Below are 14,636 nucleotides of genomic sequence, written 5' to 3'. Positions count from 1 at the left end.
CCACAAAAGCGTAACTACAGTAGCCGCCTAGCTTTTACTGGTCAAGTTTATCTGTTGGTTGGGGTTTACCAAAATCTCCACCAAGACTTCCTTTTCCGCGTAGCGACTTTCAGGTTTCCATTTTTAAACTCGTTGAATTTGGCATCCAGAAAACTTGCGAGCCGGTCGAAGTCGATACTTTCCCATTCTCCGTAAACAACATTTGGAAAAAAGATGCCAAGATCAGCAAGATAACTGTCGTAGTATGCTGATGTGAATTGGTTGCCGACATCATTTAAGTTCCATTCGCCAAATTTCCAATCCATATACTCATCGAAGTACTTCGCGGCGGACAGCTCTCCCTTCCGAACCTGGTCCAGAGCCTCTGAATCTTCTCTCGCAAATTCTTCGGCGATCAGGTTTCGTTGAATACACCAACGAACGTAAGCGGCAATATGGGTAGCTGCATTTTCCTCAGGCAGACCTTTTTCAGCGCACGTATCGGTATGCCAATCAGCTCGATCATAAGACATTTTTTAAACCCTATATATTAAGTTAGCACACTGGTTAGACGTTAGCCGATTGCATGTATGTTTCCCAATTTTTTTCAATAGTAGCTATTCATCGTACTCCACGAGAAAAGGTTCCGTTTTTTAATTCCTGATGAAAAGTTGCAACCTCAATCTCAGGCTTGGTGTAATAAACACCCAAGCATTATGTATTTTCCTTTTTGGCACTTGATTACTACCACTGAGCCCACCCGACGAAAACTACATAGTGAATCTCCTCATTGGACAAATACATTGTCAATTTTCCGGCCATTCCCAGTCTGAAAGGCGACCAATAAAATCTTCGTAGGGACTGCCTTCATAGCCCCCATTGAAAGGTTCGACACCAAACCGCTCTAGCGCTTTTAGGGTTTCGAACACTCCGATTTCAAACTCATACGCCAACATGTGAGCCAGGACCTCACGATCCTCCTTGGTCAGCTTTACGAGCAGCACATTGATCGCGTGTTGCTCTGGAATAGACTCTTCTGTTGCATTTTGATTCCAGAGCCCTGTTCTGGCCCGATTTGATCCAATCTGACCTTGGCCCTGTTGGCACTCGCGAACCAATTCGTCAATAATCTGGCGATAAACTCTAGGTTTCGATATTCTGCTCATTCAGTCCATCCAATATCTGAATTCACCGATGATACGTGGCTTCATCGCTTAGCATCCAGCGGAATGAATAGCTTGGGCAACAGCTTGATTAAGTACTGCGAGAACGTTGCGCTCAATATCTGTTGGTTCAACATCGTAGCCTGTTGCATTTGGGCCGCTCCAGTTTAAGCCAGCAAGGATTCCGTCCTTCATTAGCCCAGGAATCCAACGCTGGGCAAATACGTCCCAAGAAATTGGCTCTGTCCTGAAATCTCGATAATCCTCCACGTTTGCGATAATCTCCATGGCTCTGGATTCTGACGACCAGAATGGCATCGCGCGTTTTTTATCTCCGTTGATTGGCGTAGGAAATCCCTCGCTATCTCGAATAGCCCTAACGACGCGAGAGGCAGCAACCTCGCGGTAAAAACACGCGGCATTTGGGGCTGCGATGCTCATGGTTTGCAACCTGAGGTTAAGCGGCCGACAGGGCGGTCTGCTGGAGCGCCGGGTTAGGGTTGCTTTGATAATTCATCCAATTTCTCGCCAATATCCGTTCGATTTGGGTTTTCTCGTTGAGCCTTTTTGAGTAATTCAATTGCTTTTTCTTCCGTCCGTAAGCTATGTAGACTTCTGCTTCCGCAATAGGGTCAGATTTTTGATTCTGACGCTTAGGGTATTTTATCCGTTGCCAAATCGTCAGACCCAGTAGCGCAATGGCGAAGATCCCCGCAAGTATCAGCCCGGCTAGCTGTGAGTTCTGAACGGCCATCGTCAACCTACAGTAGAGTTAACCGGACGCCGGAGCCAATGCGGAGGGGACTGCAAGCCTAGGCTGCAGTCGGTCCGGTTGAGCGCCAAGTTATGCGAACTTTTCCGCGAGCTGTGGATAGAGTTCATAGACTTTGTCTTCTTCCCATTCTTGACCAAACGGTTCATCGGGATGGGGACTTTCGCGATTGACGACCGTTCCCACGGCGGCCTTGACACCATCTGTCACGGCATACTGATATCCCTCGTAGAACCATGAGTCTTCATCAAAGTCTTCCGCGGCCAATGAATCCGGATCTGCGAGCGCGCGTTCAAACGCGGCACGACCACGTGAAATAAGTGAGGCTCTAAAATCAGAAAAGGAATCGTCCCCGCAGCCACCGTTAATGACATATGCCGCACCCCACAACGGCCACGAATAGGCTCGATCCATCATTACACGGAAAAGAGCGGAAAACGCTCTCGCATCATCTTGGGGTAGCTTGGAGAGCGCTGTGCGAATCAACTCGCATTTCTGATCCATATCACCATTTGATTGCTCGTGTGCAGAGCCGATGATCATCCAGAAATTCATTTCATCCATAAACACCTCATTGAGTGCCATGTTGTACATTTGTGATTTACTGCTGAATAGCTTTGTTGCAAATTGCGCCTCCGGGCCCTGTAAATTAGTAGTCGTGTGAAACCCGTATTATGAGATTTAGACAACACTTACTCTGTCTTTACTGGTGAAAAGCCCACCTGCATTACTCACAATTAATTCCTTTAACTCATCTGACGACGCTTTCTTGGCGAATTCCAGTTCTGCTGAAGTAATGCCTACCACCTGTAGTAAATCAACTCGTCCTGATTTAATAGAAAATCCTCCCGGAAAATTACTGGGTTGTGTAAACATCATTGTATTTATGCTATCTGATAAATTCAGAGGAACACGATGCCCATAATAAAGAGGCGGATAGTCCCCCATCTTCCCGGCAACAAGCAGCAAGTTATACGCCATTAAAGTTTGTAACACCTCAACCGCTGAAAATCTTGGAAACGGAGCGGGAGCGAAGTGAAGATTTTTAGTCCCCGATAGCCGTAGCGCCGGGCGGGTTTTCGCAGCGAAGCGGAGAAAACCTGCAAGGCATCGCGAAACGGCGTCAAGTCATGCGAGAGCCTAAGTTTCGACCCCATGCTGGGTCGGAACGAGGTGACGCGGACGAATCGGGGCGCCGAAGGCATAAGCGGTCGCGTAGTTTTTGCCGATTTTTTCCTGCTGGGAAGCTCGAAAAAATCTTTCGGCAAAAATAGCGACTCCCCGGTGCCCAGATTGCTTCTGTATTAGCTTCCATCAGAAACTCTACACCCAGACCTGAATACTCTTCTGGAGATTCAGCTTCCCATGGATTTGACATACCAGATGTAATATATGCCCATGTTTTTCTATTTTCAGCTGGAGGGCATTTGAATACACTATGCGTCAACCAGCGAGGATCAACAGTATCTGCACTCATCCGGTTAAATACTTCGGTTGATAACGGGTAAATTCCTGGCCCAATATCACCAAATATTTGTTTGTATGTTTTTTCTTCCCGTTCTTCCCAGCATTCTTCAAGAAAACTCACGGCTTCTCCTTAGCATAACACTGCGCTAAGCTGACCACTGAAGCATGTAACTTAGGTGCCATGACGTGACGCCCCTAATACGGGTTGTATTGACCGAAACGATTCGGATACCGCAGAGTGCCAAGGGAAGTGGCCTTCGCGAGACGGCCAAACGACTTGGTATAGAGGGAAGGCGTCACCCTCATAAAACCACCTGCAAAAGCCCACGTTTTCGCGATAATGGGAAACAGGAACCTCGACAAAACAGCATGAATAACCCTCCAACAGCTCTTCTGTGGGGAGAGCGAGATCAATGGGATTGCCGTCTTTTATGGCTTCTGCCGCGATATGCAGTATTTGATGCGCTACGTTAGCAGGCAACCCGAAAATGATCAGTTCCGGATGCTGATAAGAATGAAATAGCCCCACAGTGAACGAGTAAGAGGGGAACTCGCCCTCCCCCAAAATATTGAGGCAATGCCAACCAAACTTCTCAACATCTTCGAGAAGCTTGGTTTCACCGGGATCTGTGCCGACAGTACGAACCATGTTTTTGGCACCTAACGCCTGGCTAACAGGCGCAGCGCTGCTTTATCGCGCAGCATCCGGCGACCAAAGGGAACGAGGTTGATCGCCGGATTAACCACGGCTGAAGAACCGCAACAGAGTTGATAACCAATATCCATAGAGCCACCGATTTAACAATGACCCGACTTTGACGCCCGCACATTGTCCCAATTGGCTGTAGTAAAAGCAGAGATACTCACGGTCTTCGGTATCAAACGGTTTTTCGACGGCGCGAAGTGAGGCAGCAATACACGCTTTGAGCTGAGCCTGCGGTGCACCTCGCTGCACTAGCGACGATAGGTCTGTGGCGCACTGATCAAGTGCGACCTCCATCGGTTGTGTTATCGATGCGGGCGACGGGTTGATAAGACGAAACTCTGACTCGGTGCATTGAAACTTTTTGGTGTCTCGAAAAGCAGCTAGAGCAGCGAGAATATTGTTGGCGTCGGCGTTCATTGAGTCGCTAGCTATTGATTATCCGACAAATCTGCCTGACAAGTTGATATTACCGGTCCATTTGAGCCTGATAACGGCCAAACCGCGCAAATGTGCATTGATAACCTGATATTCGCCATGGATTCGGACACAGTTGTCTCTATAATTGATATAGCGCCTCACTATAGTTGCTAATCATTTGGTGTCAAGCAGGAAATCGCCTTCCATGCTGGAAGATGTTCGTCGCATCATGCGGCACATGCATTATTCGCTACATACCGGTCGCACCTATTGCGAGTGGATCAATCGATTCGTGAAGTGTCTCGGCTGAGCCGAAAGGGCAGACCGCGTCGCCACCCAGGTTGCCGTCGTAGCTTAAGGTGCTGCCGGCGGCCGTGGCGTATTGGTTCAGGCCGTTAGCGGTGTAGCTGCGGGTGCCGTTGGTGTAGCCGGTCCATTGGTAGCTGTCGTTAGTCCAGCTGGCCGCTTTGATGTCTTGCACCTGGTTGCGGGTGTAGCTCCAGGTGTAGTCCTGGGCGGTGCCGGCCAGGTTTTGGGTCAGGCTGGCCAGCGCCGATTGGGTGTCGTAACCGTAGCCGGTGGTACGCCGCGACAGGTCGTCGTAGGCATAGCTGGCCAGGCTGACGGTGCCATTCTCCAGCAGGGCGGTCGGCCGGTTCAGGGCATCGTAGCTGGCGGTAATGTAGAACGCGGTGGCTTCCGGCCAGGTGGTGCGGGTGCGGGTGCCGGCCGGGTCGTACTGGTAGGCCAGGGTTTTGCCGCCGGCCGTGGTGCTGGTCAGGCGGCATTTTAATTACATGCGTCCGAATACGCTCCGCTATTCGGACCTTGTATTATCCACCCGTGTTTTTCAGGAGATAATGAAATCTCGCAAAACATGCCTGAGGGGCACCTCAGGTTTGGGTCACTGGATGCCGTATCGGACCTTGGACTATTGAAGCCCGAGACGTAGACCCCTGCAGCAGTGACCCACCCTCGATCAACGATCGGACAGTCTCTTCGGCCCGGATTCCGGCAGCCTGCATTCACAAGGTAGATCATTTGAGGTTTTCAATGTCCCATTTTTATCTCGGTATCGATGTTTCAAAAGCCAAGCTGGATTGCTCATTACGCTTGTCCAACGGTAAGTTTCGCGCCAAAGTGGTTCCCAATTCGCTTGAAGGCTTTACAGCTTTGTTGACGTGGCTAAACGCCCAAAAAGCTGAATCCGTGCAGGTCTGCATGGAAGCGACCGGCATTTATTGGGAAGACGTTGCTCAGCATCTGGCAACCAACGGCTTAACTGTCAGCGTCGTCAATCCGGCACAAATCAAAGCTTATGGCGCTTCACGGCTCACCCGCAGCAAGACCGATACGGTCGATGCTAAACTCATTGCCGATTTCTGCGCCGAACGCAAACCATCCGCTTGGCAACCCCGTTGCGAGGCGGAAGTCACGTTACGCGCACTAGTGCTGCGCCTGGACGCCCTGCAAACCATGCGCACCCAAGAAAGCAACCGTTTGCAGGTGGCTCGCGAAGCGGTGCGCGAGGACATTCAGCAGCATCTGAATTGGCTGGATACCGCTATCCAACAATTGATCGACGCCATCAATGATCACATTGATCGCCATCCCGATCTCAAGCAACAGCGCGAATTACTCGACAGCATCCCCGGCATTGGCGAGCGCACCAGCGCTATTATCCTAGCGTTCTACGCCGATACCTCGCGCTTCGCCAATAGCCGACAAGCCGCAGCCTTTGCCGGACTCGATCCTAGGCAATACGAATCGGGTAGTAGTATTAAGGGCAAACCCAGACTCTCCAAAATAGGCCACTCGTTCTTGCGAAAAGCCATGTATATGCCAGCCATGGTCACATTGTATAAAACCGCCTGGGGGAAACAATTCAGGAACCGATTAGCCTGCGCCGGTAAGCCCAATAAACTCATTATCGGCGCCATGATGCGAAAATTGATTCATGTGGCGTTCGGCGTCTTAAAATCCGCCAAACCCTTCGATTCGGCTATTCATTTGGCTTGACTTGGATAACAGTATCTACGCGGGCTACCAATTGTGGCTTACGGGTTCAGAGACTAGCGTTATGCTTAACCACCTCTTCATCTTTAGGATCGACATAATAATCATCAGATGAGCGATAGGTTCTGCTTCGATTATCTTTGACCCGTCCGTTCAGCTGTTTCGCGATATCGATCATCCAATTTAATGTGTTCTCATCGGGATTCTTTGTCATAAGATGACTTTTTGACAAATAGAGCTTACCGGAAATATTCCCGGTCGGATCTAATACTAAGGTGTCTCTCTCTGCTCTACTGCCTGTGTCACTTTCTTTAAGGACAATATCACTACGTTGATTTGCTAATGCCTGAAGCTGTTCAAGTGATGGCGGTAAATAATAGTAAACCTTCTTGCTACCTAACCACCATGGCCCTTGTTTTGTCTCTAAACCTAGGACTATGAAGAATAAACCTTTAATTACCGCCATAAATTATTCGCTAGTTAGAGGAAAAATCCGGAAACTTTTTTTCGACCGAGAAACCACGGAGAATAACGGGTTTCTCGACCAACGATAATTCAATAAAGACCTTTGCTTACTGACACTTATTATTTTCTACCAGAAATAGATGACGCTCCTAATTGTATCCCTGCCAAACCTACACTCGCACCACTGTAAAGCCTATTGACATTGGTTAAACCAACGCCCCGCTCATAAAATAATGGGATTCCTAAACCATAATCGCCTGTATATTTGTTGACATGCTTCGTCCACTCCCCTTTCGTCGTTAAATCTGCCCAAAGATTAGAACCACCCCATGATATATCTGGCCCACCTTTAGCGCGATTTGCCCCTGTAAAAGCATTGGCCGCTCCGGAACTCAATATGTTTCCGTCGTTCAAGATATTCCCAACCGTATCGTGATAGCGCGATCCTTGCACCGCCGCATTTGAAGTTGTCGGTGCCATCCGCGTGACTTGATGCGCTACGTCGGCAACTTGAGACACATCGTATCCGATTTGAGCGGATGTTCGAATTGAATTCCCAGCTTCCAAGGATTTCAAGCCTGCACTGACGCCTGCCGGCAAGAACGGTATGGCGGTTGCCACTCCGTCATAGATAAGACCAGCAGCATCCAAAGTGGCCCAGCCCCAATTGCCTTGGCTAACATTCGCGGCAAGCGATGTGGCCCCCAAAGCGATATTCGCAACATCCCAGGCAGTTTCGAGAAATAAACCGCTTGGATCGCGACGGTTAAACGGATTATTCCCCACATAGGCATACAGGTTCAAGCCGTCCTGGTAGCCAATCGGATCAGTCTGCAAGAATCGGCCGATGGCAGGCGAGTACATCCGCGCTTTGTAGTAGTACAGGTTGAGCGGTCCCAGCAGCTGCTGACCGGTGTAGCGGAAGCGGACGCCGGTGGTGGCATTGGGTTCGCCATAGGGGCCGTAGCTTAAGATCGCCGTACTGGTGCCGGCACTGTTGGCGGTGGCGACGATGCTGCCTTGGTGGTCGCTGTACAGCCAGGTTTTGTTGGTGGTGACGGCGCCTTCGTACCAGACCAGGGGTTGGTCGACGCCGGGGCCGTGTACGTAGCGTCTCAGCAAGGTGCCGGTACTGTTGTATTCAGCCACCAAGTCGCTGCCGTCGTAGCTCAGGTTGGTGACGACGCCGGCCAGGGTGGTTTGGCTCAAGCGGCCGGCGCCGTCGTAGGCCAGGCTGTTGGCCGAGCCGGTTTTGTTGGCGCTGGTCAGTTGGTTGTCGAGGTTGTAAGCGTAGGTCCACACGCCGTCGCCGCCGAGGTTGCCGTTGGCGTCGTAGCTTAAGGTGCTGCCGGCGGCCGTGGCGTATTGGTTCAGGCCGTTGGCGGTGTAGCTGCGGGTGCCGTTGGTGTAGCCGGTCCATTGGTAGCTGTTGTTGCTCCAGCTGGCCGCTTTGATGTCTTGCACCTGGTTGCGGGTGTAGCTCCAGGTGTTGTCCTGGGCGGTGCCGGCCAGGTTTTGGGTCAGGCTGGCCAACGCCGATTGCGCGTCGTAGCCGGTGACGGTGGTGGTGCCGTTACCCAGGGTGACGGTGGTGCGCCGCGACAGGTCGTCGTAGGCATAGCTGGCCAGGCTGACGGTGCCGTTCTCCAGCAGGGCGGTCGGCCGGTTGAGGGCGTCGTAGCTGGCCGTGATGTAGAACGCGGTGGCTTCCGGCCAGGTGGTGCGGGTGCGGGTGCCGGCCGGGTCGTATTGGTAGGCCAGGGTTTTGCCGCCGGCGGTGGTGCTGGTCAGGCGGCGTTTTTTTTAATCACATGCGTCCGAATACGCTTCGCTATTCGGACCTACGCTGATTTTAAGTTACTGATTCAGTATGCATTTAATAGAAATTTCTGGCATTGGATCCATTGCAATAACTTCTTCAAAATAATCTGCACAGCTTGTGTATTCAATTGAAAAAATCAAACCTTTAACACACCATACAGAAGCTACATTCTCAATCGAACTATTTTCTATCCGAAGATATACTTTCGCTATTTCATATTCATCTGATTTATTAGGAAATGCAATATTGCCATCAAAATTCGGCTTCCCATTTTTCATTCTATAAAAATTTACCTCAACGCCACCAGGAAGACGCTGAATTTTATTTATCGCTTGCAGCTGTCTATCCCATAAGTTAATCATAGAAGGATCAATATTGTTGCGCACAGTATCTAGAATCAATACTTCCAATTTAGATAATCCGCAATTTATCCCAAGCATGTTCTTAAAAAAATCTAGCATTTATTTTTTAGCGGCACTAAGGTTTACACTATCAAACATAGAATTATTATATGAACTATTCCCCGACATAGCGGCACCTAACGTTCCATATAAACCGCCTGACACAGCCCCTTTGTAAACATTTGGTAGTCGTGTCCACTGCTGAGAAATAACACTAGGCATTGGATTTTCCGCTTTCCACGATCTGGACATGAATCGATAACGATATGGATCAGACAATGCGTGAGTTTCTTTTGAAACAAAGTTTCCATTAAAAATAGAACGGGGGCCTCCAGATCTAGCAGGGATCCAATGAGAAAACTCCAAACCAGCGCCTCGTGTACCAGCAGCTCTTACTCCACCGGCTACTCCTGTAGCAAAGCTTGTCGCAATACCGGCATACTCACCAGCAGAATATTCTTGTGAGTTGTAGTTTATACCACCATCAATATCAAGAACATTACGAAGATCGTCACCAAATCCCAACAAAATCGTGTCTCCAAATCCAGCAAAGAAATCAACCGTTCCTTGAGACAATTTCCCACTGGGATCATTCCGATTAAACGGATTATTCCCCACATAGGCATACAGATTCAAGCCATCCTGGTAGCCAATCGGATCAGTTTGCAGGAAGCGGCCAATCGCCGGCGAGTACATCCGCGCTTTGTAGTAGTACAGGTTCAGCGGGCCAATCAGCTGCTGGCCGGTGTAGCGGAAGCGGACGCCGGTGGTGGCATTCGGTTCGCCGTAAGGGCCGTAGCTCAAGGTGGCGGTACTGGTGCCGGCACTGTTGGCGGTGGCGACAATGCTGCCTTGGTGGTCGCTGTATAGCCAGGTTTTGTTGGTGGTGACGGCGCCTTCGTACCAGACTAAGGGTTGGTCAACGCCAGGGCCGTGTACGTAACGTCTCAGCAGGGTGCCGGTGCTGTTGTATTCAGCCACCAGGTCGCTGCCGTCGTAGCTCAGGTTGGTGACGACGCCCGCCAGGGTGGTTTGACTCAAGCGGCCGGCGCCATCATAAGCCAGGCTGTTGGCCGAGCCGGTTTTGTTGGCGCTGGTCAGTTGGTTGTCGAGGTTACCTTTGCCGTAGTATGGCTTTAAGCCACTACAAAGGTTCTGGCTGTATTGGGATTTGGGCTTTTTAACAAGGAATATGCGTCTAACATGTGATAATCAACCATTATCGCATATCATAAAGCATAAATTATTCGCGTAGACTTTCGTTAAAATAGCATGTAACATCGTATTACGTAATACGGTATGAAATACTCGGAGTGACTATTATGGCGAGAGGCGGTATTTATAAAACCGAGGTAGTGAGGGCAAGAAACAATTTGCTGGCACTAGGCCGAAATCCTTCTATTGACGCGATTCGTAGCGAGCTTGGCAATACAGGCTCAAAGACTACGATTCATCGCTATCTCAAGGAAATCGAGGAAGAGGAAGGGATTCATAACGGCAAGAAGGTTGCGGCGAGTGACGCCATTTTGGATTTATCGTCCAGACTGGCGGAACGCCTGCACCAAGAAGCTGATGAACGAATTGCCACCTTAACGGATAAGCATAAAGAGGACTTGGCCAAACTGAACGATATTATTGCGGCGTTGAGAAACGAAGTGGATTCATTTCGGGGACAATCAGAGCGGTTGACCCTTGAGCTTACTGCTGAAAAAAAAGCCCACGCAGATACACGGACTAAGCTCCAAGAAGAGAAACTTGCGAATGCTCAGTTGATTCAGCACCTCCGTGATTTGGAATCACAACAAACTAAGGCAGAGGAACATCGCCAGTCATTGGAAGAAAAACACCGGCATGCCCGCGAAGCCCTGGAGCATTTCCGCACAGCGGCGAAGGAACAACGTGAACAGGATTGCCGCCAATACGAACAACAAATTCAATTTTTGCAAGGCGAATTGCGCATCGCTAAAGATTCGATAACGAGCAAACAGCAAGAACTTATGGTCAGTCACGAAAATAACGCCAGATTATCCAGTGAACTGATTCATGTAAGAAATGATTTCAATAACCTGGATCAAGAGGTTCGAATGCTGCGTCATTCAAAAGAACGGCTTGGAGTGGCTGAGCTCAAAAACGAGCAACTCATGTTGCAATTGGCGAAAGCCAGTGAGCGGGAAACAGTGCTGATCGCAGAAAATAAAAATAGCGCTGAAAGACTTCAGGAAAGGATAGCGGTAGGTCAACAGCTTGAAACGGAATTACTGACTGCCAGAGCTGTTATCGCCACGCATGAGCGAATTTTGCAAACACTAGCTCCACCGCAGACTGTTACTGAAAAATAACTCTTGACAACCTGAATTAGTATTTTAATTCAAATAGATAAGCAATCTTTTTGGCAGTTTTACATGAATCCCGGCCGTCCCTCATCATTAGCCAGGTTGAAGGTACCAGGCCGGCCATCGACAAAATGGCCGAGGACGAGGCCTTGCGCGCCGCGTTTGTCGATAGCCACATTCAAAGCTTGCTGGAGGATGAACGTTATCGCTCGCGGCTGCTGACCTATTTTTTGCGCTTTGCCTATCCCTATAAAAGCCAATTCAATTTCAAGAGTTTGGGTGACTACAACGCCTACATCCTCGAAAACGATATTCGTACGCTACAGGGCGAGCTGGTCAAAAGCTACGAGGAGTGCGAGATTGCCAATTTCTTGTATCGCCAAGGGATAGCCTATCAATACGAGGCCAATTACCAGGTCAATACCTCCGGCCCGGACTACCGCGTCTACCAACCGGACTTCTTTCTGCCGGCTTACGGCATTTACATCGAACACTTTGCGGTCAACGAGCTGAAGCAAACGCCGCCGTTTATCAATCAAGAAAACTACTTGGCCGGCATGGCCTGGAAGCGGGCGTTACATGCAAAATATCAAACCCCGCTAATCGAAACCTATAGCTACCTGAAACAACAAGGGCGATTGACCGAAGTACTCAGCGAAAAATTACTGGCTGCCGGTGTTCAGTTCCAACCCTTGCCACAAAATGAATTACTCAACCAACTCAATCAGCTAGGCCGGGTATCGGAATTCAGCAAACTGATGGCGCAAATCCTCAGCTTGTTCAAAGCCGCTTACCTCAGCATCAAACAACTGGTCGAAAAGGCCGACAAGCATGAAGACCAGGAACGCATGCGCGCCGCCGCGCATTTATTCGAACCGATCTACCAAGCTTACCAACAACAGTTGCGCGACAACGCCACCATCGACTTTGATGACATGATCGGCAGAGCCATCGAGTACGTCGAATCCGGACGCTTTATGTCTCCGTACCAATACTTATTGGTGGACGAGTTTCAGGATATTTCGGCTAGCCGGGCGCGCTTACTGAAAGCCTTGATGTCCCAGCAACCGGAAGCCAGCTTATTTGGTGTTGGCGACGACTGGCAATCCATCTACCGTTTTACCGGCAGCGACGTTGCGCTGACCAAGGAGTTTCAAACCCACTTTGGCGATACGGCGACCAGCGTGCTGGATCAAACCTTTCGCTTCAATAACAAAATCGGTGAAGTAGCGTCGCGCTTCGTCATCCAAAACCCCAGCCAGATCAACAAACAGATTCGTAGCCTGCGACTTGTCGAGCAGGCCGCCGTGTCGCTAATCAAAACCGATCAGGATTTGACCGGCATACAGGCGGCACTCGACGCTATCGCCGGGAAAGCTAAGCCATCCGCCAGTGTACTGCTGTTAGCGCGCTTCAACTTCAAACGCCCCGATGTCGCCGTCTTAAAGCGTCGTTATCCGCAGCTGTCACTGCAATTCATGACGGTACATGCCTCCAAGGGTAAAGAAGCCGATTATGTCGTCGTGTTCGGCTTGGACAAAGGCGAACATGGCTTTCCGTCGGAAAAAGCCACCCATCCTTTGCTGGAGTTGTTGTTGCCTCAGGCCGAGGCCTTCGCACATGCCGAAGAACGTCGCCTGTTCTACGTGGCACTGACGCGGGCAAGGCATCACGTCTATTTGGTCACCAACGGCCTTAACCCGTCGCCGTTTGTCAGAGAATTAATTGACGGCGACTATGCCGTTACGGTCGACGAATTTACCGGTCCCGGCTTTCAAGAGCAGATGGCCGATATTCCCTGTCCAGCCTGCAAAACCGGCTGGATGGTACCCCGAGATAGCCAGTACGGCAGCTTTTTTGGCTGCAATCAATATCCACTCTGCAATCACACCCAACGGGCTTGTCAATGGTGCGGCGGCGGCTTGAAAACCCAAGGCCGCTTTCGTGTGTGTAAAAACCGCCGTTGCGACTTTGTCGAACCCATTTGCCCGCGTTGCCAAGGCGCCATGGTGTTGCGCAAAGGACCGCATGGCCAATTTTGGGGCTGCTCGCATTACCGAAAAAACGCAGCGTTTTCCTGTTCGCATACAGAGCAATTTATCGATCTACAGGCAGCCAAGAGTAAATCAACAGTGAACGCAGGCTGAGGGCAGCCAGCATAATCTAAACTATGTCGGTCTAACTAGAGAACTACAGCAATGAGTGAAGATAAACGCCTATCCACCACCCAACTGGCCAAATTGCGCGGGGTGTCCCAAGAGCAAATGTTCGGGCAGTTGACTGCACTGGGCCTAATCGAAAAGCAAGACGACAAATGGCAGTTAACCGACGCAGGCAGTGCCGCCGGCGGTGTCTATCTAACCGGTAAATACGGCCAATACGTCGCCTGGCCCGAGGATTTTCAAGTGCCAACCGCGGCTGCCAAACCGGAAGCAGCTAAGTTGCTGACCGCCACCGTGTTGGGGCAACACTTTGAGCTGTCCGCCAACAAAATGAACTATATCCTTTCAGAACTCGGCTGGATCAAAAAGGGCTTGAAAGGCTGGTTGGTCACCGAGCAGGGATTGGCGATGGGTGCCGAGCAAGGCGAAGACAGCCGTTCCGGCATTCCTTACGTGCGCTGGCCGGAAAAAATCACCCGCAATCGGGCATTGAAAGACAACGTCGATAACATCAAGGGCGTCGATAAGCCCAAGACCGATACCGACAAGATGGACAGCTTCCGTCACAAATTCGAAGCCACCCACCGAACCACCGATGGTCATTTCGTCCGCTCCAAGGCGGAAATGCTGATCGACAACTGGCTGTACATGGCGGAAATCGTTCACGCCTACGAGCGCAAACTGCCGATTGAGGAAGAAATGTACTGCGACTTTTACATCCCCACCGGCAAGGTGTATATCGAGTTCTGGGGCTACGAAAACGACGCCAAATATCTAGCCCGCAAACAGGAAAAACTCGCTATCTACCAGAAATATAATTTCAATCTGATTGAATTGACCGATAAGGACGTGCTGAATCTGGACGATATTTTGCCGAGGTTGTTGTTGAAGTTTGGGGTGCAGGCTTATTGATTAATCGACTGAGCCATGAGG

The 14,636-nt window shown here is 50.1% G+C and carries 18 protein-coding genes and 1 pseudogene; 4 read left to right on the top strand and 15 right to left on the bottom strand.

Annotation, left to right across the window (positions count from 1 at the left end):
- Positions 1–65 precede the first annotated feature (65 nt).
- From DDY07_RS07410 to DDY07_RS24420, 10 genes are all read right to left on the bottom strand, one after another.
- Entirely contained in the window at positions 66–512 is a 447-nt protein-coding gene (locus tag DDY07_RS07410) for a hypothetical protein (RefSeq protein ID WP_171695406.1), read from the bottom strand.
- A 273-nt stretch (positions 513–785) separates the two neighbouring features.
- Complete coding sequence (locus tag DDY07_RS07405; RefSeq protein ID WP_171695405.1) at positions 786–1,145, bottom strand: DUF6547 family protein; 360 nt, start codon at positions 1,143–1,145, stop codon at positions 786–788.
- 48 nt (positions 1,146–1,193) lie between these two features.
- On the bottom strand, positions 1,194–1,583 hold the full coding sequence (locus DDY07_RS07400; protein WP_171695404.1) for a DUF2750 domain-containing protein: 390 nt from the start codon (positions 1,581–1,583) through the stop codon (positions 1,194–1,196).
- Between the two features lie 16 nt (positions 1,584–1,599).
- Positions 1,600–1,896, bottom strand: coding sequence for a hypothetical protein (locus DDY07_RS07395; RefSeq protein ID WP_171695403.1), 297 nt, complete (start codon positions 1,894–1,896; stop codon positions 1,600–1,602).
- A gap of 90 nt (positions 1,897–1,986) precedes the next feature.
- Positions 1,987–2,508 carry a DUF4240 domain-containing protein gene (locus DDY07_RS07390; protein ID WP_253734429.1) on the bottom strand — a complete coding sequence of 174 codons (522 nt, stop codon included), beginning with the start codon at positions 2,506–2,508 and terminating at the stop codon, positions 1,987–1,989.
- Between the two features lie 87 nt (positions 2,509–2,595).
- Positions 2,596–2,910 (bottom strand): suppressor of fused domain protein, encoded by a 315-nt coding sequence (locus DDY07_RS07385; protein ID WP_367650858.1) that lies wholly within the window; start codon positions 2,908–2,910, stop codon positions 2,596–2,598.
- Between the two features lie 127 nt (positions 2,911–3,037).
- Positions 3,038–3,502: a suppressor of fused domain protein gene (locus DDY07_RS24035; RefSeq protein WP_171695402.1), complete on the bottom strand. Its 465-nt coding sequence runs from the start codon at positions 3,500–3,502 to the stop codon at positions 3,038–3,040.
- A 51-nt stretch (positions 3,503–3,553) separates the two neighbouring features.
- Entirely contained in the window at positions 3,554–4,030 is a 477-nt protein-coding gene (locus DDY07_RS07375; RefSeq protein ID WP_171695401.1) for a DUF4262 domain-containing protein, read from the bottom strand.
- 90 nt (positions 4,031–4,120) lie between these two features.
- Positions 4,121–4,504: a DUF4844 domain-containing protein gene (locus DDY07_RS07370; protein WP_171695400.1), complete on the bottom strand. Its 384-nt coding sequence runs from the start codon at positions 4,502–4,504 to the stop codon at positions 4,121–4,123.
- A gap of 250 nt (positions 4,505–4,754) precedes the next feature.
- A complete protein-coding gene (locus DDY07_RS24420) occupies positions 4,755–4,985 on the bottom strand; it encodes a hypothetical protein (RefSeq protein WP_367650857.1) in 231 nt (76 codons plus the stop codon).
- A gap of 572 nt (positions 4,986–5,557) precedes the next feature.
- Here DDY07_RS24420 and DDY07_RS07360 point away from each other — a divergent pair.
- Positions 5,558–6,523 (top strand): IS110 family transposase, encoded by a 966-nt coding sequence (locus tag DDY07_RS07360; protein WP_171694354.1) that lies wholly within the window; start codon positions 5,558–5,560, stop codon positions 6,521–6,523.
- A gap of 46 nt (positions 6,524–6,569) precedes the next feature.
- Here DDY07_RS07360 and DDY07_RS07355 read toward each other — a convergent pair whose 3' ends face one another.
- The 5 genes and pseudogenes from DDY07_RS07355 to DDY07_RS24025 all read right to left on the bottom strand — a co-directional run bounded on the left by DDY07_RS07355 (position 6,570) and on the right by DDY07_RS24025 (position 10,249).
- Positions 6,570–6,986: a hypothetical protein gene (locus tag DDY07_RS07355; protein WP_171695399.1), complete on the bottom strand. Its 417-nt coding sequence runs from the start codon at positions 6,984–6,986 to the stop codon at positions 6,570–6,572.
- Between the two features lie 119 nt (positions 6,987–7,105).
- On the bottom strand, positions 7,106–8,518 hold the full coding sequence (locus DDY07_RS24030) for an RHS repeat-associated core domain-containing protein (RefSeq protein WP_253734428.1): 1,413 nt from the start codon (positions 8,516–8,518) through the stop codon (positions 7,106–7,108).
- Between the two features lie 42 nt (positions 8,519–8,560).
- Positions 8,561–8,776 (bottom strand): annotated as a pseudogene (locus DDY07_RS24415) (hypothetical protein); the annotation flags it as partial.
- A 66-nt stretch (positions 8,777–8,842) separates the two neighbouring features.
- The gene (locus DDY07_RS07345) at positions 8,843–9,268 is read right to left on the bottom strand and encodes a hypothetical protein (protein WP_171695398.1); all 426 of its coding nucleotides are present in this window, start codon (positions 9,266–9,268) and stop codon (positions 8,843–8,845) included.
- Positions 9,269–10,249 carry an RHS repeat-associated core domain-containing protein gene (locus DDY07_RS24025; protein ID WP_253734427.1) on the bottom strand — a complete coding sequence of 327 codons (981 nt, stop codon included), beginning with the start codon at positions 10,247–10,249 and terminating at the stop codon, positions 9,269–9,271.
- Positions 10,250–10,530: 281 nt separating this feature from the next.
- On the opposite strand from DDY07_RS24025, the gene DDY07_RS07335 reads away from it, so the two are divergent.
- Genes DDY07_RS07335 through DDY07_RS07325 form a run of 3 tightly spaced genes read left to right on the top strand, consistent with a single transcriptional unit; the run spans position 10,531 to position 14,615 of the window.
- Positions 10,531–11,547 carry a DNA-binding protein gene (locus DDY07_RS07335; protein WP_171695397.1) on the top strand — a complete coding sequence of 339 codons (1,017 nt, stop codon included), beginning with the start codon at positions 10,531–10,533 and terminating at the stop codon, positions 11,545–11,547.
- 50 nt (positions 11,548–11,597) lie between these two features.
- The gene (locus DDY07_RS07330; protein ID WP_253734426.1) at positions 11,598–13,688 is read left to right on the top strand and encodes a UvrD-helicase domain-containing protein; all 2,091 of its coding nucleotides are present in this window, start codon (positions 11,598–11,600) and stop codon (positions 13,686–13,688) included.
- Positions 13,689–13,739: 51 nt separating this feature from the next.
- The gene (locus DDY07_RS07325; RefSeq protein ID WP_171695396.1) at positions 13,740–14,615 is read left to right on the top strand and encodes a glycerol kinase; all 876 of its coding nucleotides are present in this window, start codon (positions 13,740–13,742) and stop codon (positions 14,613–14,615) included.
- Positions 14,616–14,636 lie beyond the last annotated feature (21 nt).

Origin of the sequence: Methylomonas sp. ZR1 (assembly GCF_013141865.1) — a bacterium.
GTDB lineage: Bacteria > Pseudomonadota > Gammaproteobacteria > Methylococcales > Methylomonadaceae > Methylomonas.
Note: the sequence above shows the minus strand (reverse complement) of the source record. Positions and strands in the feature narration are given on the sequence as shown.